This is a genomic window from Bacillus sp. ZY-1-1, from assembly GCF_003047165.1.
Classification (GTDB): domain Bacteria; phylum Bacillota; class Bacilli; order Bacillales; family Bacillaceae; genus Bacillus; species Bacillus velezensis.
On record NZ_CP027061.1, the window covers coordinates 723,322 to 747,033 of the forward strand.

21 protein-coding genes and 1 riboswitch are annotated in these 23,712 nt (G+C 48.1%); of the genes, 10 read left to right on the forward strand and 11 right to left on the reverse strand.

The genetic code is table 11. The annotated features are described in order from the left end of the window. Positions 1-51 precede the first annotated feature (51 nt). Positions 52-723 carry a disulfide bond formation protein BdbD gene (locus tag C5I45_RS03750; protein WP_044052901.1) on the forward strand — a complete coding sequence of 224 codons (672 nt, stop codon included), beginning with the start codon at positions 52-54 and terminating at the stop codon, positions 721-723. Continuing rightward, positions 713-1,132 carry a disulfide oxidoreductase gene (locus tag C5I45_RS03755; protein WP_007410015.1) on the forward strand — a complete coding sequence of 140 codons (420 nt, stop codon included), beginning with the start codon at positions 713-715 and terminating at the stop codon, positions 1,130-1,132. Before C5I45_RS03750 ends, C5I45_RS03755 begins: the two co-directional genes overlap by 11 nt. 33 nt (positions 1,133-1,165) lie before the next feature. Here the strand turns inward: C5I45_RS03755 and C5I45_RS03760 are convergent, their stop codons facing one another. Then, positions 1,166-1,966, reverse strand: a complete 801-nt coding sequence (locus C5I45_RS03760) for a zinc-dependent metalloprotease (RefSeq protein ID WP_107994243.1) — start codon at positions 1,964-1,966, stop codon at positions 1,166-1,168. Between the two features lie 222 nt (positions 1,967-2,188). Here C5I45_RS03760 and C5I45_RS03765 point away from each other — a divergent pair, with 222 nt between their 5' ends. From C5I45_RS03765 to C5I45_RS03790, 5 genes are all read left to right on the forward strand, one after another. Then, entirely contained in the window at positions 2,189-2,797 is a 609-nt protein-coding gene (locus tag C5I45_RS03765; RefSeq protein ID WP_032876509.1) for a trimeric intracellular cation channel family protein, read from the forward strand. 190 nt (positions 2,798-2,987) lie between these two features. Beyond that, a complete protein-coding gene (helD, locus tag C5I45_RS03770) occupies positions 2,988-5,303 on the forward strand; it encodes an RNA polymerase recycling motor HelD (RefSeq protein ID WP_107994244.1) in 2,316 nt (771 codons plus the stop codon). Positions 5,304-5,477: 174 nt separating this feature from the next. Next, positions 5,478-7,286, forward strand: coding sequence for an assimilatory sulfite reductase (NADPH) flavoprotein subunit (locus C5I45_RS03775; RefSeq protein ID WP_079004893.1), 1,809 nt, complete (start codon positions 5,478-5,480; stop codon positions 7,284-7,286). 27 nt (positions 7,287-7,313) lie between these two features. Beyond that, entirely contained in the window at positions 7,314-9,029 is a 1,716-nt protein-coding gene (cysI, locus tag C5I45_RS03780; RefSeq protein ID WP_107994245.1) for an assimilatory sulfite reductase (NADPH) hemoprotein subunit, read from the forward strand. A gap of 341 nt (positions 9,030-9,370) precedes the next feature. Beyond that, entirely contained in the window at positions 9,371-11,386 is a 2,016-nt protein-coding gene (locus C5I45_RS03790; RefSeq protein WP_003151737.1) for a Na+/H+ antiporter, read from the forward strand. Between the two features lie 36 nt (positions 11,387-11,422). Here C5I45_RS03790 and C5I45_RS03795 read toward each other — a convergent pair whose 3' ends face one another. Then, positions 11,423-11,908, reverse strand: coding sequence for a hypothetical protein (locus C5I45_RS03795; protein ID WP_003151740.1), 486 nt, complete (start codon positions 11,906-11,908; stop codon positions 11,423-11,425). 221 nt (positions 11,909-12,129) lie between these two features. On the opposite strand from C5I45_RS03795, the gene C5I45_RS03800 reads away from it, so the two are divergent. Beyond that, the gene (locus C5I45_RS03800; RefSeq protein WP_007410023.1) at positions 12,130-12,960 is read left to right on the forward strand and encodes an aldo/keto reductase; all 831 of its coding nucleotides are present in this window, start codon (positions 12,130-12,132) and stop codon (positions 12,958-12,960) included. Between the two features lie 32 nt (positions 12,961-12,992). On the opposite strand, the gene C5I45_RS03805 is transcribed toward C5I45_RS03800, so the two are convergent. The 7 genes from C5I45_RS03805 to modA form a co-directional block, all read right to left on the reverse strand. After that, positions 12,993-14,138 carry an ABC transporter permease gene (locus C5I45_RS03805; protein WP_003151747.1) on the reverse strand — a complete coding sequence of 382 codons (1,146 nt, stop codon included), beginning with the start codon at positions 14,136-14,138 and terminating at the stop codon, positions 12,993-12,995. 1 nt (position 14,139) lies between these two features. After that, positions 14,140-15,234, reverse strand: a complete 1,095-nt coding sequence (locus C5I45_RS03810; RefSeq protein WP_014305808.1) for an ABC transporter permease — start codon at positions 15,232-15,234, stop codon at positions 14,140-14,142. Between the two features lie 23 nt (positions 15,235-15,257). Beyond that, a complete protein-coding gene (locus C5I45_RS03815; RefSeq protein WP_069448978.1) occupies positions 15,258-16,193 on the reverse strand; it encodes an ABC transporter ATP-binding protein in 936 nt (311 codons plus the stop codon). A 119-nt stretch (positions 16,194-16,312) separates the two neighbouring features. Beyond that, a complete protein-coding gene (locus C5I45_RS03820; protein WP_046341496.1) occupies positions 16,313-17,416 on the reverse strand; it encodes a sensor histidine kinase in 1,104 nt (367 codons plus the stop codon). A 5-nt stretch (positions 17,417-17,421) separates the two neighbouring features. Continuing rightward, entirely contained in the window at positions 17,422-18,069 is a 648-nt protein-coding gene (locus C5I45_RS03825) for a response regulator transcription factor (RefSeq protein ID WP_014305805.1), read from the reverse strand. A gap of 93 nt (positions 18,070-18,162) precedes the next feature. Then, positions 18,163-18,846, reverse strand: a complete 684-nt coding sequence (gene modB, locus C5I45_RS03830; RefSeq protein ID WP_014305804.1) for a molybdate ABC transporter permease subunit — start codon at positions 18,844-18,846, stop codon at positions 18,163-18,165. Then, entirely contained in the window at positions 18,827-19,624 is a 798-nt protein-coding gene (gene modA / locus C5I45_RS03835) for a molybdate ABC transporter substrate-binding protein (protein WP_014305803.1), read from the reverse strand. The genes modB and modA overlap by 20 nt, the downstream gene beginning before the upstream one ends. 117 nt (positions 19,625-19,741) lie before the next feature. On the opposite strand from modA, the gene C5I45_RS03840 reads away from it, so the two are divergent. Then, positions 19,742-20,668: a substrate-binding domain-containing protein gene (locus C5I45_RS03840; protein ID WP_015387723.1), complete on the forward strand. Its 927-nt coding sequence runs from the start codon at positions 19,742-19,744 to the stop codon at positions 20,666-20,668. 30 nt (positions 20,669-20,698) lie between these two features. Here the strand turns inward: C5I45_RS03840 and C5I45_RS03845 are convergent, their stop codons facing one another. Continuing rightward, positions 20,699-22,555 (reverse strand): LTA synthase family protein, encoded by a 1,857-nt coding sequence (locus tag C5I45_RS03845; RefSeq protein WP_079004890.1) that lies wholly within the window; start codon positions 22,553-22,555, stop codon positions 20,699-20,701. A gap of 42 nt (positions 22,556-22,597) precedes the next feature. Further along, positions 22,598-23,080: a metal-dependent hydrolase gene (locus C5I45_RS03850; RefSeq protein ID WP_014305800.1), complete on the reverse strand. Its 483-nt coding sequence runs from the start codon at positions 23,078-23,080 to the stop codon at positions 22,598-22,600. A 183-nt stretch (positions 23,081-23,263) separates the two neighbouring features. On the opposite strand from C5I45_RS03850, the gene sspJ reads away from it, so the two are divergent. Further along, on the forward strand, positions 23,264-23,404 hold the full coding sequence (gene sspJ, locus C5I45_RS03855; protein ID WP_003151760.1) for a small acid-soluble spore protein SspJ: 141 nt from the start codon (positions 23,264-23,266) through the stop codon (positions 23,402-23,404). 122 nt (positions 23,405-23,526) lie between these two features. Then, positions 23,527-23,708, forward strand: a riboswitch (Lysine riboswitch). The last annotated feature ends 4 nt before the right edge of the window (positions 23,709-23,712 follow it).

A 23,712-nucleotide genomic window follows, 5' to 3' on the forward strand; every position in this document is an offset into this window, starting at 1 on the left:
GGCCATCCGGCATCCGCTTCTTTTTTATTTTAAAAACAATGAGGTGTCTGAGTGAAAAAGAAACAATCGTCTGCGAAATTTGCGGTGATTCTGACGTTAATCGTTGTCGTTTTATTTGCGGCCATCGTAATTATTAACAACCAAACGGAAAAAGCGGGCGAAACAGTCGCCGAACAGCCTTCCATTAAAGGACAGCCCGTGCTCGGCAAAGACAGCGCGCCTGTTACGGTAGTTGAATTCGGAGATTACAAATGTCCGTCATGCAAAGTATTTAACAGCGATATCTTTCCGAAAATCAAAAAAGATTTTATCGATAAAGGCGACGTGAAATTTTCATTTGTGAACGTCATGTACCACGGAAGCGGCTCGCGTCTGGCGGCTCTTGCTTCAGAAGAGGTGTGGAAGGAAGACCCGGCATCATTCTGGGCTTTTCATGAGAAGCTGTTTGAAGAGCAGCCGTCAAGCGAACAGGAATGGGTCACGCCTGCATTGCTTGAAAAAACGGTCAAAAGCACCGCGAAAAAGGTTGATCCTGACAAGCTGAAGGAAAACCTTGATAAAGAAACCTTCGCAAAAGAGCTGAAAGCTGACACTGACCTGAATGATAAATTAAATATTACGGCGACACCGACGATTTACGTAAATAACAAAGTGATTAAAAAATTCTCTGATTATGAGGAGATTTCAAAAACGATTAAGAAAGAGCTGAAAAATGAAAAATAGAATCGTATTTTTATATGCTTCTTGGGTGATAGCTCTTGCTGCCATGCTCGGCAGCCTTTATTTCAGCGAGATCAGAAAATTCATACCGTGCGAGCTGTGCTGGTATCAAAGAATTCTCATGTACCCGCTTGTCCTGATTTTAGGAATCGCCACCTTCCAGGGTGACACGCGCGTGAAAAAATATGTGCTGCCGATGGCCGTCATCGGCGCGTTTATATCGATCATGCATTACCTTGAGCAGAAGGTGCCCGGTTTCAGCGGCATCAAGCCGTGTGTGTACGGCGTGCCTTGCTCATCTGAATATATTAACTGGTTCGGTTTCATTACCATTCCTTTCCTGGCATTGACGGCATTTATTCTCATTATTATCTGCATGTGTTTTGTTAAAACGGAACGCACGGCAAAATAAAGAGCCTGCTCCATAGGAGCGGCTCTTTTTCTATTATTTGTACCAAGCTTTATTTGTCGCAATCTGTCTGTTATGGGAGCTGTCCCAAATATCCACGGAATAGGCATAATCATAATTCATGACGCAGCGGATGCCGCTGCCTTGGGCGTCATGCTGAAGTCCGAAGTTATGGGAAAACTCGTGCTGTGCCGCTTTCGCCGTGTTGGCCGTTCCTTGATCAAGGTTCACGCTGAAAGCCGGGCCGCTCGGTTTGCCGTTATATACATACGCGATACCGCCGGCGTCAAAACTTGATTTTGCGGTAAAACCGACGACAAAATGATAATTTTGATTTCTGAAGCTGCCTTGGAGATTCGATAAAATCTGAGAACTGTTTGAGCCGGAGGAATTCCAAGCCTGCACGGCCTGTACGACGAAATCAATGTTGTGATCACGGTTAAAAGCGACATCCGCCTGCTCCACGATCTGGACGATTCGTGTTTGCCAGTCGCTGTATTTGGCGCGGTATTCAGCGTCCGCCACCGCCAGCACTCTGACCTTCTGGCTGCCCGTACTGGCTTTAGTTGAGGCTTTATCCTGACTGACATTGGCATTAAATCGTTTCGTGCCGGCCTGCTTGCCGTTTTCATCCAGAATTTTTGTGTCAACCGTCTGTTCAACTTGGACCGGGCCCTTCAGATCTTTAAAATGATCGGCTTTCGGAAGCGGGTCCGTATACACCGTTTTCGTCGGCTCCGCATGAGTGTGCGAATGCGTATGGCTTTCAGCTGACGGCAGGCCGGGAATTAATCCGGCGGCCAATAAAACAGGAAAAACAAGTGAACTGATTTTCATCTCATAACCCCCTTTTTGTTAGAGAAAGTATTCAATGAAACTTCTAATAAACCTTCCATTAAAGTATAAAATAGGAAAATAATCTCGCTCTCAGCCGTTGCGGGTGAGGTTGTCCCGGATCAGGAATCAGAATCTTTCAAAAATAAGGTTGATTTTAAGAGAAAGCGATTATAAAATCTAATGGTCGTCAGAAAATTTAACAAATAAAAAGGAGCATATGGAATGGCCTGGGAGCTGCTTAGTGTAATCGGCATCATTGCGTTTGCGGTCAGCGGAGCGATTGTTGCGATGGAAGAGGAGTATGATATTTTAGGCGTGTATATCTTGGGGATTGTAACGGCGTTCGGCGGCGGAGCCATCCGAAACCTGCTGATCGGTGTTCCGGTCTCCGCCTTGTGGGAGCAAGGCGCGTTTTTTCAAATCGCTCTCGCATCAGTTACGATTGTCTTTTTGTTTCCGAAGCTGCTGTTAAGGCATTGGAGTAAATGGGGCAACCTATCCGATGCCATCGGGCTTTCGGCGTTTGCCATCCAAGGCGCTTTATATGCCGTGAAAATGGGCCACCCGCTCAGTGCGGTGATTGCGGCAGCGGTCCTGACCGGCAGCGGGGGCGGCATCATACGGGATCTGCTCGCGGGCAGAAAGCCGCTTGTGCTCAAGGCGGAAATTTATGCAGTCTGGGCCGCGCTCGGAGGGTTAATCGTGGGCCTCGGCTGGCTGGGAAATTCGTTTGGCTTGTACGTTCTGTTTTTCGTGCTTGTTGTTTGCCGCGTTTGTTCCTATATGTTTAAGTGGCAGCTGCCAAACCGTTCTTTTCGTTTAGATAACTAACATCAAAAAACCGATTTCAAAGCGAAATCGGTTTTTTTGCATATAAATAACCCATATCTTGATTGATATTGGGTGAATGTGCTAAGATGAATTGTATTTGCCTATTTTATTATATATTAAATATATGTATCCAATTATATTTTACAGTATTTCGTATGTGTTTGTCAACTATTTTTTGGAGGTGCCGTTCATGAATCAGCAGGATAAGGAATGGAAGGAAGAGCAGTCAAGAATAGATGAAGTGCTGAAGGAGCTCCGCAAAAAAGAGCGGTCTCTGGAAACATCATCGGGCGGATTGAAGCAGGATATTGTCGGCCTGAGAAAAACGTTTTGGGATGATGTCACCGTGAATATGGATGACGCCCATGAAGCGGCTGAGACATTTTCAAGCATTAAACAGCAGGCGGAAATGCTTTCAGAACGTGAACGGACGCATCGGCTTCAATACCGGCAGCTTCAAAAAATCCAAAAGCTGAAAACCTCTCCTTACTTCGGCCGTGTCGATTTTACGGAAAAAGGGGAGTCCTCTTCCGAGCGGATTTATATCGGGCTGACTTCTTTGATGGATGAAAACAACGAGCAATTTCTCATTTATGATTGGCGCGCGCCCATCTCATCTCTTTACTATCAATATTCCCCGGGAAAAGCCCGCTATGAAGTTCCGGAAGAAACGATAGAGGGAGACATCACACTGAAGCGGCAGTTTATCATTAAAAACGGGACGCTTAAAGCGATGTTTAACACGGATATGACGATTGGTGACGAAATGCTGCAAGAGGTGCTGAGCGGCCATTCCGGACAGCATATGAAAAACATCGTGTCAACCATCCAAAAAGAACAGAACGAAATCATCCGGGATGAAAAAAGCAAATATCTCATCGTTCAGGGAGCCGCCGGAAGCGGGAAAACATCCGCGGCGCTTCAGCGGGCCGCTTACTTGCTGTACCGCGGGCGCGGGGTGCTTGATGCCCGTCAGATTGTATTGTTTTCCCCGAACATTTTGTTCAACAGTTATGTGTCCGCCGTATTGCCGGAATTGGGAGAAGAGAATATGGAGCAGGCCACCTTTCAGGAATATATCATCCGCCGGCTCGGACGAAAGTTTGATTGTGAAAGCCCGTACGAGCAGCTTGAATATTGCCTGACTGAACAAAATAAGGACGCACTTTCCGTAAGGCTCGCAGCCATTGCTTACAAAGCGTCATCAGCTTTTCAGGCCATGATTGACCGCTATGCCGGGTCGCTTTCGGTCTCGGGCCTGAAATGTAAACAGATCAGCTTCCGGGGAGACATCCTGATTTCAAAAGAGCGGATTGAAGCCTATTTTTATTCGCTTGATCAGCAGCTGCCGATTCCGAACAGAGCGGAGCTGACGGCGGAATGGCTTCTCGCGGAAATCAGCGCTCTCGAAAAAAAGGAGCGTAAGAAGGAATGGGTCTTGCAGGAGAGCGAGCTGCTTGATAAGGAAGACTATGCTGAGGTTTATCAAACACTCAAGAAGCAGGCGGCAGATGATGAACCTGCATTTGACGACCATCAGCGCGAACAGCGCCTGCTTGGCGCCATTATTGTCGGCAAAGCCTTTAAACCGATTAAGCAGGCCGTCAGACGGCTCGGCTTTCTCGATATAAAACGGATGTATCTCCGGCTGTTTTCAGACTGGGGAGCTGATGAAAAGCCCGATCATTGGGAGAGCATCGGCGCTTTGACCGGAAACGCATTTGCAGAACGGTCGCTTCCGTATGAAGATGCCGCTCCGTATCTGTATTTGCAGGATCTGTTAGAAGGAAAAAGAAAAAACACACAAATGAAGCACGTCTTCATTGATGAAGCGCAGGATTATTCCCCATTTCAGCTCACGTATATTCAAACCATCTTCCCGGCGGCAAAGATGACGGTGCTCGGTGATGTCAGCCAGTCGATTTATGCCCATACCATTACGGGCCCTTCTTCCCTCGCCGGCTGCTTTCGCAATGGTGCAGAAAAGTATGTCAGCCTGAAGCGGACTTACAGATCGACGCGGCAGATTGTTGAATTTACGAAAGCGCTGCTGGCTGACGGCGATGACATTGAGCCTTTTAACCGGAACGGGGAAAAACCGCGTGTTTTGCGGACGGATACAGAAAATGCGCGGCGGGAACAATTGGCGGATACAATCCGGGAGCTCAGACAAAAAGGCTGGGAGACGGTCGCCGTCATCTGCAAAACGGCCGCGGAAGCCAAAAAAGTGTTTCAGGCGGTCAGCGCCGAGAGCGGTGTCCGTTTAATCAATAAAGAAAACCAGCCTTTTCAAAAAGGGGTATGCGTCATTCCCGTTTATTTGGCAAAAGGCATTGAGTTTGACGCCGTCATCGCCGCTGACGCCTCTGCTGCCCAGTACAATAGCGAACATGACCGTAAGCTGTTATATACGGCCTGTACGCGGGCGATGCATCATTTGACCGTATTGTCTCCGGGAGAACCCTCTCCTTTTATAAAAGAAGTGCCCGCCGGCTTATTCGTATAAGCCCTTTGCTGAGTGCAAAGGGCTTTTTATCATTAGTAATCTTAATCGTTGTCATCATGATTATATATTTTACTTACATACAAACTTTCGGTAAAGTTTCAATTAGAATATTATTTTGACAATTCCTATAGAAATAACGTACGTTACGTTTAATTCCTTGTGAGGTGGATATCGTTGCAACTTCAGGTCATGAACAGTCCGTTTAATCAGGAGCAGGCAGAGCTCCTTAACCGCCTTCTGCCGACCTTGACAGAATCACAGAAAATCTGGCTGAGCGGCTATTTGGCTGCGGCCCGGTCCGAATCCGGTGAAACAGCCGCGCCCGCTGCTCAGGCTCCTGCTGAAAGCCCGGCAGTCTCGAAAGAAGTGACCGTATTATACGGATCGCAAACGGGAAATGCGGAAGGTCTTGCGAAACAGACGGTAAAGACGCTTGAGGAACGGGGATTCCAGGTCACCGTCGCGTCGATGAACGATTTTAAGCCGAATAATCTGAAAAAAGTAAACAATTTACTGATCGTGGTGAGCACACACGGAGAAGGCGATCCGCCGGATAACGCGCTGGCCTTTCATGACTTTCTTCACGGCAGACGCGCGCCGAAGCTTGAAGAGCTCCGTTACTCCGTTTTGGCGCTCGGGGACAGCTCGTATGAATTTTTCTGCCAGACCGGCAAAGAGTTTGACGAGCGTCTTCAAGAGCTCGGCGGCACCCAGCTTGCGCCGCGGGTTGATTGCGATCTTGATTATGATGAGCCGTTTTCGGAATGGCTTGAAGCGGTCATCGGCGGTTTGAACGAAGGAGCGGGAAATCAAACAGCCGAAGCGCCTGCCGAGACGCCCGCTCTCGGTGAATCCGTTTATTCCAGAACGAACCCGTTTCGGGCGGAGGTTCTTGAGAACATCAATCTGAACGGACGCGGTTCAAATAAAGAAACACGTCATCTCGAGCTTTCGCTTGAAGGGTCGGGCCTCGCGTATCAGCCCGGAGACAGCCTCGGCATCTATCCGGAAAATGATCCGGCGCTCGTTGATGAGCTGATCAATGAGCTGAAATGGAATCCGGAACAGGAAGTGGCGGTGAATAAACAAGGAGAGCGCCGTCCGCTGAAAGACGCGCTTACTTCTCATTTTGAAATTACCGTCTTAACAAAGCCGCTTTTGCAAAAGGCCGCACAGTTTATGGCTGATCAAAAGCTGAGTGAACTTCTGGCCGAAGGAAACGAAGAGCAGCTGAAAGCATACACCAACGGCCGTGATCTGCTTGATCTCGTCCGGGATTTCGGTCCGTGGGAAGCTTCCGCGGAAGACTTTCTTTCGATCCTGCGTAAAATGCCGGCCCGGCTCTATTCGATCGCAAGCAGTTTAGAAGCGAATCCGGAAGAGGTGCATCTGACAATCGGAGCGGTCAGATATGACGCGCACGGCAGAGAACGCAAAGGCGTCTGCAGCATTCTTTGTGCGGAAAGACTCCAGCCGGGAGATACGCTTCCGATTTACATTCAGCACAACCAAAACTTCAAGCTGCCGGAAAATCCGGATACACCGATCATTATGGTCGGGCCGGGGACAGGCATCGCACCGTTCCGTTCCTTTATGCAGGAGCGTGAAGAAACCGGAGCTGAAGGGAAAACATGGCTGTTTTTCGGGGATCAGCACTTTGTCACTGATTTTCTGTACCAGACGGAATGGCAAAAATGGCTGCAAAACGGTGTTCTTACAAAAATGGACGTCGCTTTTTCCCGGGATTCGGAGGAAAAAGTATATGTGCAGCACCGCATGAAAGAACAAAGCAAAGAGCTGTATGAATGGCTGCAGCAGGGAGCCGCCGTATACATCTGCGGTGATGAACAGCATATGGCGCATGACGTGCACCAGGCGCTTCTCGATATCATTCAGGAAGAAGGCGGCATGAGCCGTGAAAAAGCGGAAAGCTTCCTGGCAGACATGCAGCAGAAAAAACGCTATCAGCGTGACGTATATTGATTTTGGTTTGAAAGGAGCTTATTCAGCATGGTGAACAACATTTTAAAAGCGCCGGAAGGCCCTCCAAGTGATGTTGAGGAAATTAAAGAAAAAAGCGATTATTTGCGCGGCACATTGAAAGAAGTCATGCTCGACCGGATTTCAGCCGGCATCCCGGACGATGACAACCGGCTGATGAAGCATCACGGAAGCTACTTGCAGGATGACCGCGATCTCCGTAATGAACGTCAAAAACAAAAGCTTGAACCGGCTTATCAGTTCATGCTGCGTGTCCGGATGCCAGGCGGCGTGTCAACTCCGGAACAATGGCTTGTCATGGATGAGCTGGCGCAAAAATACGGAAACAATACATTGAAGCTGACAACGCGTGAAACGTTCCAAATGCACGGAATTTTAAAATGGAACATGAAAAAAACGATTCAGAAAATCAATGCGGCGCTGCTTGATACCATTGCGGCCTGCGGAGATGTCAACCGAAACGTCATGTGCGCTTCAAATCCCCACCAGTCTGAAATTCATGCGGAAGTATACGAATGGTCGAAGAAATTGAGCGATGACCTTCTTCCGCGCACGAGAGCCTATCATGAAATCTGGCTTGATGAGGAACGTGTGGCGGGAACTCCTGACACGGAAACGGAACCGATGTACGGGCCGCTGTATTTGCCGAGGAAATTCAAAATCGGAATCGCCGTGCCTCCGTCCAATGATATCGATGTCTTTTCTCAAGATCTCGGCTTCATTGCCATCGTGGAGGAAGGCCGTCTTATCGGGTTCAACGTGGCAATCGGCGGCGGTATGGGAATGACGCACGGCGATACGGCCACTTATCCGCAGCTTTCAAAAGTCATCGGCTTCTGCAAACCGGAGCAGCTGTATGATGTAGCGGAAAAAACCATTACGATTCAGCGCGATTACGGAAACCGTTCCGTCAGAAAGAATGCCAGATTCAAGTACACCGTTGACCGTCTCGGGCTGGAAAACGTAAAAGCCGAGCTGGAAAACCGCCTCGGCTGGCAGCTGGATGAAGCGAAACCTTATCATTTTGACCATAACGGCGACCGTTACGGATGGGTGAAGGGCGTAAAAGGGAAATGGCACTTTACGATGTTCATCGAAGGCGGCCGCGTCACGGACTATGAGAATTATAAGCTGATGACGGGATTGCGTGAAATCGCCAAAGTCCATACGGGAGATTTCCGTCTCACCTCTAATCAAAACCTGATTATCGGCAATGTCTCGAGCCAGAAAAAGAAACAAATCAGCGCATTAATCGAACAATACGGTCTGACAGACGGCCGGCAGCATTCCGCCCTCCGCCGCAGTTCAATGGCTTGCGTCGCGCTTCCGACATGCGGGCTCGCCATGGCCGAAGCCGAGCGGTATCTGCCGAAGCTGATTGATAAGATTGAAGACATTGTTGACGAAAACGGGCTGCGGGATGAAGAAATCACCATCCGTATGACCGGGTGCCCGAATGGCTGCGCCCGCCATGCGCTTGGCGAAATCGGATTTATCGGAAAGGCGCCCGGAAAATATAATATGTATTTAGGAGCGGCGTTTGACGGCAGCCGTTTGAGCAAAATGTACCGGGAAAATATCGGTGAAGAGGAAATTCTGAATGAGCTTCGCACCATTCTCCCGCGCTACGCAAAAGAGCGTGAGGAAGGCGAACACTTCGGGGATTTCGTCATCCGCGCGGGCATCATTAAAGCGACGTCAGACGGCACGAATTTTCACGAATAAGATGAGCACTTAAAACCAAGGATAGAGACACACTGACAGTGCGTTCTCTATCTTGAGCGCATAAACGCTGCACCGCGTCATGAAACAGATGACGCAGCTTGCGAAAAAGCCTGTTTTCAGAGAAAACAGGCTTTTTCTTTTTCCGGAAAAAATGTAGCTGAAGGCAAAAAAAGTTCGCCGTGAGCGCGTTATGAGAAATTTTAAATAAAAACGGGTAAAATAAAAGAAGAATGGTTGCGTGCGGAAAATATATTGAATCTGCCCGATTATCGGCTCCGGCCTTTGACAAGGGCAGAGAACAGGCAATAATGATATGATGCAGCAGATGAAGGAGGTCAGCTTTGGACATATTTTTAGTCGTACTCGTACTTTTAACCATTATCGCGATCTCAAATATCGTAAATCGGTTTGTCCCCTTTATCCCGGTGCCTCTGATTCAGGTGGCGCTCGGTATCATTGCGGCGTCATTTCCGCAGGGGCTTCATTTTGAACTGAATACTGAATTGTTTTTTGTTTTGTTTATCGCGCCGCTGCTTTTTAATGATGGAAAACGGACGCCGCGTGCGGAACTTTGGAATTTAAGAGCGCCGATTCTGCTGCTTGCGCTCGGGCTTGTGTTTGCCACGGTAATTGTCGGCGGTTACACGATTCATTGGATGATTCCGAGCATTCCGCTGGCCGCCGCGTTCGGGCTGGCGGCGATTCTGTCACCGACTGATGTTGTCGCGGTCAGCGCACTGTCAGGGCGTGTGAAGATGCCAAAAGGCATTCTGCGTCTCCTTGAAGGAGAAGGGCTGATGAATGACGCATCCGGCCTGGTCGCTTTTAAATTTGCGATTGCGGCTGCCGTGACGGGCGCATTTTCGCTGGCGCAAGCCGCGTTCAGTTTCGTTCTGATTTCAGCCGGCGGTTTACTCAGCGGTGTGGTCATTTCTTTTTTGATTATCCGTTTCCGGCTGTTTATGCGGCGCCTCGGCATGCAGGATGTCACGATGCATATGCTGATTCAAATTCTGACGCCGTTCGTCATCTATCTCGCGGCTGAAGAAATCGGCGTTTCCGGCATTTTAGCGGTTGTGGCCGGCGGCATCACGCATGCGGTGGAGCAGGACCGTCTTGAATCAACGATGGTCAAACTGCAAATCGTCTCTTCAAGTACGTGGAATATTATTTTGTTCATTCTGAACGGTCTTGTTTTCGTTATTTTAGGTGCGCAAATACCGGATGTGGTTTCCGTCATCTTTAATGATACCGCGTTTAACAATATGATGGTCATCGGGTACATTATCGTCATTACGCTGACGTTAATGATTCTCAGGTTTTTGTGGGTGCTGTTTTTTTGGAACGGCAAGTGGTTTTTTAACAAGGATCAGAGCATTTATAAACCCGGCCTGCGCTCGACCCTGCTGATTTCGGTTTCAGGCGTCAGGGGAGCGGTCACGCTTGCGGGTTCCTTTTCCATTCCTTACGTGCTCTCTGACGGCTCACCGTTTCCTGAACGGAATTTGATTCTCTTTTTAGCCGCGGGCGTTATTTTGTGCACATTGGTGCTGGCGACAATCGTTCTGCCGATTTTGACAGATAAGCCGGAAGACAATGTGAAAGAGAAGAAAGTCAAATTGCTGACAGCGAGACGGAAGCTGATAAAGGCTGCCTTAACCGCCATTAAAGAAAATATGAATGAGTCAAACAAAACGGCTTCTTTTGCGGTCATTGCCGAATACAATGAGAAAATGAAAAATCTCAGGTTTCAGCAGTTCACCGTCAAAAACCGCACGAAAAAAGATGAGCGGAAAGTCCGCGCCCAAGGGATTCAGGCAGAACAGGAAGAATTGCTGCGGCTGATTGAGCGGGGCGACATACCGGAAGAAACGGCTGACAGCCTTCAGGAACGGTTTGATGAACTGGAAGTGCTTTATACGAACCCGTTTAAAGTCGGCTTATCTAAGAAAAAGCTGAAACGCCTGATGTACTGGATCTTTTTCGGCGAACATAAAAAGCCGGAAATGTCGATTTTAAATGAAGAAGGCCTCATTCGCTCCACAAGGGTTAAAACGGCAAAAGCGGCCATTGAAAGCCTGAAAAAACACATGACTGAAGAAAATAAAGATGTGACGCTTGCCGTCATTTCCTTTTACAATCACTTGATTTTCAGGCTGGGGCACTCGTATCATGAACAGAGTCCGAGCCGCCGTTTTGAAAATCAAAAACTCGAAATCAAACTGCGGGCCGTGCAGGCCATCCGCAACGAAATCCAAACATTATTCGAAGAGCGGGAAATTTCCCGCGACATGTCGCATGAGCTTCGCCAATACATCAATGATGTGGAAGCGGCCATGCTTGACGGAGATGAATAAAAAAAGTCCGGCATCTGTTCGCCGGACTTTTTTAGATTACGGACGATGGAATTCGACGTGATCGCCGTCGCGGTCAAACCAGCCTCTGAAGGCCCAGTTGATCCAGCCGCCATCTCCTTTGTTGGTGAAGCTTCCGTCTTCAAACACCCAAATGCCGTACGTGATGCCGTCATAAACGGCGGAACCGTAAAACTGAACGCCGTTAAAATGATCTTCATATTCCTGGCTTAAATTAAACACCATGACATTATATTTTTGTCCGGAAGCGTAGAATGAAGATTCCATTAAGTTTTTGACGAAGCCGTCACGGTTTTGCGCCGACTTAATCGCGTCAGCAATCGAATTGCCGATGCCGAGCAGGTCAACGTCAATGTTTAATCCGACATCTTTTGCTGAGACATCTGATGTTTGCTGAGCCATGTTTTGAGGGGCCGGGTTTTCTTTTGCGGATACAAAGGACAGAGGAGTCAGAGACAAAGCGGCGCCAAGGGCAACGGACATCGGGATACGCATACGTTTCATATGATTTCCTCCTTCAATTGTGTGGTGGCTACAGTAGCGATTTACCCGGACAGTTACCCAATTAACCGTAATTTTTGAAAAATAGGAAAATAATAACGTAAGTGGTGCTTGGGCACTAAAGATGGTTTTTGTGATAACGATGAGCGTATAATTGGTTTCTTACGGCGGAAATGTGAGATAATAATAACCGTTTACATAATGACTAGAAAGGATGGTTCAACGTGGCAAAAAGCTTAAAAGATACTGTAAAGCTTCATAATGGCGTTGAAATGCCGTGGTTCGGCCTTGGCGTCTTCAAGGTGGAAAACGGAAGCGTAGCGGCGGACTCCGTCGAAGCGGCAATCAGAAACGGCTACCGCAGCATTGATACGGCGGCTATTTATAAAAATGAAGAGGGTGTCGGCGAAGGCATCAGAGCTGCGGGCGTTGCCAGAGAAGAGCTGTTCATCACGTCAAAAGTGTGGAATGAAGATCAAGGATACGAAACGACACTTGACGCGTTTGAGAAAAGCCTTGAGCGCCTCGGCCTCGATTACCTCGACCTTTACCTGATTCACTGGCCGGGCAAGGATAAATATAAAGACACATGGCGCGCTCTTGAAAAGCTGTACAAAGACGGAAAAATCCGCGCCATCGGCGTCAGCAACTTCCAAGTGCATCATTTAGAAGAACTGCTGAAAGATGCTGAAATCAAGCCGATGGTCAACCAGATTGAATTCCACCCGCGCCTGACTCAAAAAGAAGTAAGAGATTTCTGCAAAGCGCAGGGCATTCAAGTGGAAGCGTGGTCTCCATTGATGCAGGGACAGCTCCTCGATAACGAAGTGCTGTCACAAATTGCGGAAAAACATAACAAATCGGTTGCTCAAGTGATTTTGCGCTGGGATCTTCAGAACGAAGTCGTTACCATTCCGAAATCGATTAAAGAGCACCGCATCATAGAAAATGCCGATATTTTTGATTTCGAACTGTCACAGGAAGAAATGGAAAAGATCAGCGCATTGAACAAAGACGAGCGTGTCGGCCCGAATCCGGACGAGCTTCTGTTCTAAGAAAAAACAGCCCTTTACGGGGCTGTTTTTCTTTACATAAATGTCTGTGTCTGACGTTTTACGCTGAACCTGTATGCGGCTATTAATAACAGGGCGGCGGCGAAGGCTCCCAAAATGATGATGTTCAGCGTCAGGCTTTGGAGCGTGCGGCCGTGCTGCAATTGATCGACCGTATCAAGCACCCAGCGCTGAGGCAGAAATTCGGCGATTGTCTGCACTGTTTTCGGCATAATATTGCCCGGAAAAAAGCAGCCGGCGAGCAAGCATGTCGGTACAACGATCAAGTTCAAAAGCGCCGATGCCGAAGAGCTGCTGTTGGAAAAACCGACGGCAATAAAGGCGATCCCGATTGCGCTTAATGCAAACAGCATCATCAGGACGAACAGCTGCCACAGCGGGAATGACGGATGAATATGAAAAGCGGCGCCCATAAAGAGAACGGCGAATATAATTTGGACGGCCATGATAATGATATTCACTGCCGCATTCGCCAATACATACTGCTTTGACGTGATCGGCGTTGACAGAAGCCTGTAGTACGTCCTGTTTTCTCTCTCTTTAATCATCAGTTCCGTCAGGTTGCCGGCGGAATAGAGCATAATGATAATGAGATACCCGATGACTGAGTAAGTCATTTCTTTATGGTTCGAAGTATCTTTCAAAACAGCGGACTCCGTTTGAATCGGAGAATGCTTGAAATCGGCGTACATCGCCTGAAAGGCTTTCTCGTCTCCGCCGGAAGATTTGCCGATTGAAGCGGCGCTGTTCATATAATTGTACAAATAAGAGCTGACATATCCGGTGACCTGGGCGCCCTTCAGCGAGGTCATGCCGATGTGAGACGGTTTCCCGTCTTTTACGCTTTGGGAGAAGCCTTTTTCAAACGTAATGAGCGCCTCCATTTTTCCTGAAGCGATCTTTGATGAGGCGGACGCATCCGTTTCCTCCGAAATCTTCACATGATCCAGTCCTTTTAAAAACGTGACCGTATCCTGTGCCACTTCTCCGCCGTCCTGATCGAGAATGCCGATATTGAGCGTTTCGGCTCCGCCGTTGGCATTGGTCATGAAGGAGAGGAAGACGCCGATCAGCGGAGCCCCGATATAAAGAATGAGCTGTTTTTTGCTTTTTGTAATTCCTTTGAGAGTGTGTGCAAACAGCCACCAGAAGTTTTTCATATTACAGTCCCTCCCGTCTTTGAAACGTAAATGCGGCGATCAGCAAAAAGAGTGCCGCCAATGCTGTATTTAAACCGAGTGCAGGCCATGCCGCTGATACATCATTTGCGTAAATGATGTTGTTAATCGCCTTATTGATCCAGGATAAGGGCGACAGGGCGGAAATCCCCCCTCCTTCATATTTGTAATAGGCGCCGCCGATAATGGACATCACCTGCACGATGATGACGGTGATTAATCTGGCGCTTTCGGGTTTTCTGGTCAAATAGCTCAGGCTGAGCCCGAAGCTGACGGCCAAAAGAATTTCAGAAACGAGAATCAACAGCACAAGTCCCATGTGGCTGCCCCAGTTCGCTTTCAAGATAAATTTGCTGAAGGCGACAACGGCAAGAATCGTCAGAACATTCACAGCCAAAATGCCGAGCATCTTTCCAAGAAAGATATCGCTTTTCCGGAGCGGGGCGGCGATCAGGCGATCCGCGGTGTGCCGTATTCTTTCCCCGCGGAATAAGGAGCTTGCAAAAATCGAGGCGTACAGCCCGATCATCGTCGTCATGGATATCGCGTAAAAATCTTTCGCCTTCGGTTCTTTTGCTTTGTGTAAAGACGTCTGCTTCATATAATCGCTTTTGATTTGTCCGGCGGAAGGTGGCTTATGCGCCTTGTAAGCGGCGGCGCCTGCTTTGTATTGATTGGTAAAAGCGGTCAGCATGCCTTGGACGATCGTGCCGTTGATGCCGCTCCGGTCATTTGTATAGACTTGAAAACCGGTGTTTTTTACAGTGACGAAAGCATCCGCCTGATTTTCACGAACCTCGTTTTTGCCTTTTGCCTCCGTGTCCGCTTTTTGAAAATAGACATGCTCTTTTTTGGCGTTTTTCATAAACTCAGTAAAGTAATGAGAAAGTGTCCCGTTTGATTGGTCCGTATATACGACCTTGATGTTCCCGACCGTCACCTCTGAATCAAAGGCGTTTGATAATGCCGCGGTAAAAATCAGCATGAAGACGATCGGAAAAGCAAGCATGAAAATAAAAGTCCGTCTGTCGCGGAAACTGATTTTGATTTCTTTCCCGGCGATGTGCAGAATATTCATTTGCAATCCTCCTTTCAATAGGGTCAGTCGCGCAGACTTCTGCCTGTCAGCGTGAGAAATACCGTTTCTAAGTCAGGTGCCTGTTCCTGCAAGGAGCGGATTTCAATGCCTTTGTTCATGAAGTACCGGATCAGGCTGTTTAAATTGTTGACCCCTGTGTCAGAGCTGATTTTCACGCTGTTTTCTTCCAGTGCGGCGGCTCTGACGCCGGGCAGCTCCTGAATATCGCCGAGGCTGATGCCGTTTCGGGATGACAGCTCAATCACGACGTCCTTCGTGTCGGTAATGATGGAGGTCAGCTGTTCTTTTGTGCCTTCTGCGATGACTTTTCCGTGGTCGATGATGGCGATGCGTGTGCATATTTCTTCCACTTCCTCCATGTAGTGGCTCGTGTAAATGATCGTGCAGCCCATTTCATTGAGCTTTTTCACTGATTGCAGAATATAATTTCTTGATTGCGGATCAATGCCGACCGTCGGTTCATCCATGATGATCAGTTTCGGCCGGTGGGCAAGGGCGCAGGCGATATTAAGCCGGCGTTTCATTCCGCCGGAAAAATGCTTCGGCAAATATTTGTGTTTATCGCTCAAGCCGACGAATGTCAGGGCTTCCTCGACCCGTTCTTTCAGAGCCGCCCCTCTCAGGCCGTACAGACCTGCGAAGAACTTCACATTTTCATAGGCGTTTAATTCTTCGTAAATCGCGAGGTCCTGAGGGACGATGCCGATATTCATTTTCGTTGCTTTGCTATATTTGAAAATATCTTTTCCGAGAAACAGAATGTCACCGCCTGAAGGTTTTAAAAGACCTGAGATCATATTGATCGTCGTGCTTTTTCCGGCTCCGTTTGCGCCGAGAAACCCGAAAATCTCACCTTCTTTTACGGCAAGCGACATCTGGTCAACGGCGGCATAATCACCGAATTTCTTACTCAGCTGTTTGAGCTCCAAAATGTTCATGTTTCCACCTCTATGTCTTATGATGCTCTTATTATAAAAAAAAGAATGAACGGCCGTTAGTGCAGCTGTTCATTCCTTTGACATGAGAATCTTCATATTTTTCACATGAAAACATTCACTTATTCAACCGGAAGCAATGTCGTGACGGAAAAACCGGCCGTGCCGTCAAAAATAACGGTTCCGTGCAGGACGGCCGCCCGTTCTTCCATACCGAGCATGCCGAGGCCTTTTTTAAAGCGGACGGCGCCGTTTCCGTTATCTTTCACTTCCGCTTTCACGGCTTTATTCAGCACATGGATATCAATGAAAATCTGCGTGGCATCGGCGTATTTCATCGCATTGGTTAAAGCTTCGGTTACGTTTTCCTGAATGACTCTCCAATGCATTTGCGTCAGCCTGTCCAAATCGCCTTGATGCGTAAACGGAACCGGCATCCCGTTTTTGGCCGAAAATTCATCAATAAACGTTCTTAATCTGTGAATGCCCATTTGTTCAGCGGGCGGTTTCATATTTTTCAGCGTTATGCGGATATCCTCTATGCCCTCTTTGGAAATGGTAATGGCGTTTTGGAGCAGTTCAGCCGCTTTGTCCGGATGGGAGCCGAGCATCCGCTTCGCCGCTTCCATCTGAATGAGCGCGCCGGTCATCGAATGGCCGATTTTGTCATGGATGGCTTGGGACAATCTGTTTCTTTCCTCGAGTTTGCCGGTGTACTCCGATTGTTTGATATATTCTGTGCTGCTGTGCAGCTGTTTCGTCAGTTTTTCAATGCTTGAGCGCATGCTGTCCGACTGTTCTTCATATTTCTTCAGCCGATTGCCGGACCGGGCGGCCAAAACGAAAATCGCCAGACAGAACAAGGTTATGACGATATAAGTCGGAAGGTCGCCGTACGGGATAAATAAAAACGGCAAAAACACGAGCAGGCAGAACACATAGCGGTGAACCGGATATTCGGCAAGAACCGCAAAAATGGCGGGCGGCAAAAGAAACAGAAACGCCGGATGGCCTAAGGCGGAAAGCCAAGCGGTCAATGCCAGCGTCATGAGGGTGATCCCGCGCCTCCAAGCGGGCGGCCTGATCATGCAGACCGCGATGCCCAAAGACAGATAAAGCAGCAGAAATAAGACGGCGTACGGCGTGTAAGGGCGGTCTACCGATACGAACAAAAAAGCCGTATAAAAAATAGCGATCAGTCTGCTCATCAGCATCCAAAAATCCATACCGTTCAACGCCCGTTATCCACCTTCCCGGTGATATAAAAAATGGCGATCTGCGTTCTGTGCTCAAGCCCCGTTTTCCCTAAAATAGATGAAATATAATTGGCCGTCGTCCCTTCAGAAATGAAAAGCTGTTTTGAAATTTCCCTGTTCGAGAATCCTTTCGCAATAAGCGACATGATGCTGAGCTCTCTTTCAGTAAACTGGCTTTCATCAATCTGATGCGCGGCTTCCGCCGGCCGGAAAAGGCTGTCTTTTATTTTGTCCAGCACGGTGTCCTGAAGAATGCTGTGCCCGTTGAAAACGCTTTTGATCGCATCGCGGATCCGTTCCGGTTCGGTGTTTTTTAATAAATATCCTTTCGCGCCGTTTTTAATTGCTTCTAAAATATACTCATCGTCGTCAAATGTCGTCAGGATCATCGGCTTCGTATCCGTTTCCTCAGCGATCCGTTTTGCGGCTTCGACGCCGTTCATCACCGGCATGCGGACGTCCAGCAAGGCGATATCGACGGGGTTGTGCTTACAATACTCTGCCGCCTCGAGTCCGTTTTCCAACGTTGCTGATACAGTAAATTCCTCATATGTATGCAAAATGATTTTCATTCCTTCTCTGATGAAAGAATTATCATCCGCGATAATGACATTAATCTTCATAGCCGCACCCTTTGTGTGTTTTTGTTTCATTATATACCATCCGATTTTAAATCAAAAAGCCTCCCGGCGAAAGGTGCGCGGAAGGCAGATCGGTCAAGCGGGCTTTTTCAATTGGATGAAAAACAGCATCAGAAAAGAAATGATCACAATACAGATCACCCACACCCAGGCGAGTGTTTCATTGCCGGAGTCCATCGCGACGTAAATCGCCGTCGGCAGCGTTTGGGTGACGCCGGGAATATTTCCCGCAAACATTAAAGTCGCCCCGAATTCACCTAGCGCCCTTGCAATACTGAGAATGCTTCCGGTCAAGAGGGAGGGAAAGGCAAGCGGGACGGAAATACGGGTGAACACCTGCCACCTGCCGGCTCCGTCTACTTTCGCCGCTCCCTCGATGTCAGCATCAACCGCGGCGAAGCCGGTTTTAGCGGACTGATACATAAGCGGGAAGGCGACAATGGCCGAAGCGATCACCGCGGCCGACCACGTGAAAATGACGGGCTGGTGAAAAATCCGCTCAATCGCCCGGCCGATAAAGCTGTGTTTCCCGAAAATGATAATGAGAATGAAGCCGACAACGGTAGGCGGAAGAACGAGCGGGAGCATAAACAGGGTCTCCACAGCCGTTTTTCCGGGAAATCGCGCTTTCGCCATCCAGGCGCCGGCAAGCGTTCCGAGAATGATGACGGCGATGCCCGACGCCAAAGCCACCTCAAATGACAGTACGACGGGAGTGAAAAACTCCGAAGCCGTAATGTTACTTGGCAGTAAATCCATATTTCTTAAACACTTTCATCGCTTCATCTGACTGCAGATACTGATAAAACGCTTCTGCTTCTTTACGGTGCTTTGTATCCTTGACGATGCCGACAGGATACACGATCGGATCGTGCGTTTTCGCCGGCGCTTCATCGGTGATTTTCACCTTTTTCGAAATCAGCGCGTCTGTTTTATAGACAAGCCCGGCATCGACATTTCCGGTTTCAACATAAGAAAGCACCTGGCGGACGTCTTTTGCATAGACGGCTTTATCTTTTACCTTGTCCCACAGGGATAATGCCGTCAGTGACTGTTTGGCGTATTGTCCGGCCGGAACGGATTCAGGCGTGCCGAGCGCGATTTTTTCCGTGCTGTCTTTTTTCAGGTCATTCAGATGTGTCAGGTGTGCGCTGTTTTTCTCAGGCACGATCATGACGAGATCATTTTTCAAAAGATCCGTGCTGTCCTTTTTGTCGATATCTCCGTCATGAACGAGCTTTTCGAATTTATCTTCGGCTGCCGAGAAGAATAAATCAGCTCCCGCGCCTTGTGAAATTTGTTTTTGCAATGTGCCTGATGATCCGAAGTTGTCTTGAATGGTTACGTTTGAATGTGATTTTTCGTAGTTGGTCTGGATTTCTTCAAGTGCATCCTGAGCGCTGGCTGCTGCAGAAACGGTCAGCGTGACGTTTTCGTTTTGTCCGCCTTTGGACGATTGTCCGGAAGAGCAGCCCGCAGTTGCGAGGAAAACGGCCATAGCCGCAGTTGTGAGTAGTGTCGCTTTCTTTTTCAACATTGTGCACCCCTTATAGCTAAATATCATTAGATCAAACTAATTATAACGCAATTGTACGTGATGGTGCGGTTTTTTTTCAATATCTGAACAGTTATAATAAAAACGGAGCGTGATAATATGACAGAAGCCACTTCCTATACAATAGAAGAAGTTGCGGGCCTTTTGAAGGTCTCCAAACTGACAGTATATGATTTGATAAAAAAAGGACTCATTCCGGCGTACAGGGTCGGAAGACAGATGAGGGTCGATGAAGAGGACTTAAAACAATATAAAGCAAACATGAGAATGTCAAAAAAGCCATCCGCAGCAGAAGCGCCTGACCCGTCACGCGGGCGGGAGCCGGAAAAAAGGCAGTCTGTTATCATCAGCGGGCAGGATGTGTCGATGGACCTCCTCAGCAAACAGCTGGAACAAACAATACAGGCAGCTCCGCTCCGCAAGTACAGCGGCAGTTTGAACAGCCTGATCGAGATGTACCGCGGGGCTTGTGACATCGTCAGTCTGCATTTATACGATGGGGAGACGGGGCAGTATAACATCCCGTATGTGAAGCGCATTCTTTCAGGGGAGCCGTTTGCGCTTTTTCATGTCGTGCTGCGGCAGGCCGGATTATATGTGAAAAAGGGCAATCCGCTGAACATTCAGGGCTTTCAGGACATGAGCCGAAAGGATGTCCGCATCGTCAATCGCGAAAAAGGATCAGGCGCGAGGGTGCTGCTGGATGAACAGCTCAGATCATTCGGCATCACGCCGTCTGATGTCGCCGGATATCATGACATTGTCACGGATCATCTGTCAGCGGCTTCACAAGTATCAAGCGGAAAGGCGGATATCGGAGTCGGGTCGCTGCATGCGGCGCATATGGCAGGCACGGACTTTATCCCGGTGATCAGTGAGCAGTACGATGTGGTCGTCTTAAAACAAAACCGGGAGCTTGTTCAAAGCGTGCGGGACATTCTTAATTCTGAGGAATTCAAGTCTCAGCTTTCTCAATTATCCGGATATGATACGAAAATGACAGGACGGCTCATATATGAAACATGAAAAATCCCTCCATATAACGGAGGGATTTTTTTATTGCTTATAAAACCGCAGCAGGTCGCCGTTTAATATTTTATCGGAAAGCATCAGCTCTTGTTCCGCTTTTTCTTTCTCATCGCTGCACGCGCTCATGTCAGAAAGCGGTTCACCCGTTTTACGGCTGTAACACGTATTTTTCGTATAAATATGGTCATCCGTGATAAAGCTGCCGTTTCTCAGCACCGCAAACGGAGTCCGCTCTCCGGAAAACAGATCATTGCCGAACTGAATGCTGCCTTTCGTTTCAATGCCGAGCAGGTGAAGCAGCGTCGGCCTTACATCAACCTGTCCCGCGGCCGAAGCAATCGTTTCCGGCGCACGGTCGGTCACCCCGGGAATATGAATGATAAACGGCACGCGCTGAAGCTGAACCGTATCAAACGGAGTGATTTCCTCTTTCCCTAAGAATTCGGCAAGTCCTTGATTATGGGCTTCGGATATACCGTAATGATCTCCCATCAGGACGATCATCGCGTTGTCATACAGCCCTTCTTTTTTCAGCTTCTTGAAAAAGTGTTTCAGAGCCTCATCTTCATAGCGGACCGTCGTCACATAGCGGTTTAATAACTCGCTGCTTGTGTCCGGTTCCTCAATGAGCTGATCCTGTTGATCAATTTCAAAAGGGAAATGGTTGGTCAAAGTCAGCAGGCTTGCGTAAAACGGCTGCGGAAGCTTCTTTAATTTTTCCGCTGACTGTTCGAGAAACTCCTTATCCTTCAGGCCCCAGCCTGTTGAATTTTCCTGTGTCACCTTAAATTCATCCGCGTCGAAAAAACGGTCGATTCCGAATGCCCCGTACATCTCATCCCGGTTCCAAAAGGCTTTATGATTGGCATGCAGAACGGCTGAATAGTATTGACGGTCTTTTAACATATGGTACATCGTATTGAACCGGTGGCCGCTTTTTGTGAAAAAAACGGCGCCGCTTGAAGACGGATACAGCGAATTCGCAGTAATGAATTCTGAATCTGATGTTTTTCCCTGTTCAGTCTGCTGATAAAAATGAGTGAAGTCATAACTTTTTTTTCGCAGTTTGTTTAAAAACGGGGTAATCTCCCGTCCGCTGACCCGCTCATCCATTACAAAACGCTGTGTTGATTCGAGCGTAACAAAAATCACATTGCGCCCCTTTGCAAGCCCGAATTTTGAATCGGACGGCCTGCTGTAGCCGGCTTGAGTGTAATTCGCGACCGCCGCAAGGCTGTCTTCATCGGCAAACGCTTTAGCCCCTGCATTCAGCGTCTGCGAAATGGTGTCATACAAATGAAAGTGGAACAGGCCGATTCCTTTTACGAGCGCTTCACGATCAAAAGGGTGCTTGAACAGCTTCGGCTGCTCGGCCTCAGACAGCGCAAGGTTGCACAGCATGAGGCCGGCTGATGCCCACGCATACGCTTTAACGGTACGGGCGCCCGCTTTTCCTTTATCGGCTTTATGCCTTTTTCCAAGATAAAACAAAATCGCAATATCCAAAAATAAAGCGATATAAAGCGGGTGAAACAGCTCTTGGACGCTGCTTCCCATATCACCCATATTGCTTGCCTGAAACAAAACCGGTATGGTGATAAAATCAATATAAAACCCGTAAAACACCGTATTCGCGATTAAAATTCCCGTCAGCATCACATTTGCCGAAAGCAGAAAGATCCGCTGTTTTTTTTCCGTCAGCAAGAGGGCGATGCCGAACAGCGGCACAATGAAGCTCAGCGGATTAATAAGGAGCAGACATTCCTCAAGAACCGAATTGTTCTGCAGACCGAAACCGAGCTTATACACGGCATAGGTTTTCATCCACATGAACAGGATGGACAGGCATAAAAACCGATGATTGCTGAAAAAGGTTTTCTTCATATGTATGACTCCTCACCCTAAAAGCGAAAAGACGCTTTTTGTTTAAGAGATGCGGCCGTGAACCAGTTCGTATAAATAATAGCAGGATACAATCGTTAAGCCGGCCAGCACAAGCTGCTCCGAAAAGCTCCCCGTTCTCATATAAAGGGGAAGACGGAAGCGGATGGCGGACGGAAACAGCAGTTTAATGCCGTTGACAGTCCATGCGTCAAGTACAAGATGGCTTGCCATTCCGATCATCAGTCCGGCGGAAATGCTCGGATTCGGAATATACGAGGCCGTAATGAAAAACATAATAAGCATAAACAGCAGGCTGTGTGTAAACGTTCTGTGCCCGAACACCGTGCTTACGACTTTGGACAGAACGGGCAGCGTCCTGCCGATTTTGCTTTTCGTATGGCATATGTCGGGAATCAGCGCCCCGAGGGCACCCGCTGAGGTCATAAGGACCGGATCATACCCGTAATAATACGCAATTGCGGAACAAGAAGCGATGCCTCCCATGATGTGTGTTTTTCCTGTCATTTTTCGCTGCTCCTTTTTATTTTTGCCAAAATCCCCTGAATTACAAATATATCAAGAGAATGCATGTTTGATCAACAAACTTTACCTGTTCCGCCAAAAGGAAGGAGACGCGGATTCCGCATATTCTGCCGCGGAAAAAGACACATTATAGGTGTACCTATATTTGATAAAGAGGTGATACAGATGGCTTTCTTTAACAAAGAAAAAGGAAAAAACAGCGATAAAAACAAAAACGTCATTCAAGGCGCGCTTGACGACGCCAGTGCAGCTCTGAAAGACGATCCGCTTCAAGAAGCTGTTCAAAAGAAAAAAAACAACCGCTGACCATATAAGACGGGTAGGGCGAACGCTCTATCCGTTTTCCATCTAATATTTCCCTTTGACAGATCTTTTTATCTCTGATAACCTCTGAGTAGAATTGAATGATAAAAATCCTCACTCTTTCTCGGTGAGGTAGAGGTTGCGCTTGATGATGAGTCGCACATGCCAGGCTGATAAGGGGCCGCAAAACATGTGTTAAAGGCATCAGCGCCGAAGTGTAAAGAAAGCCGATCCTTCTTTATGCTGGGACTGTATCTGAATAAGTGCAGGACTGCCGCGTGCTTTTTCGCGGAGGGCTATCCGGAGATCAA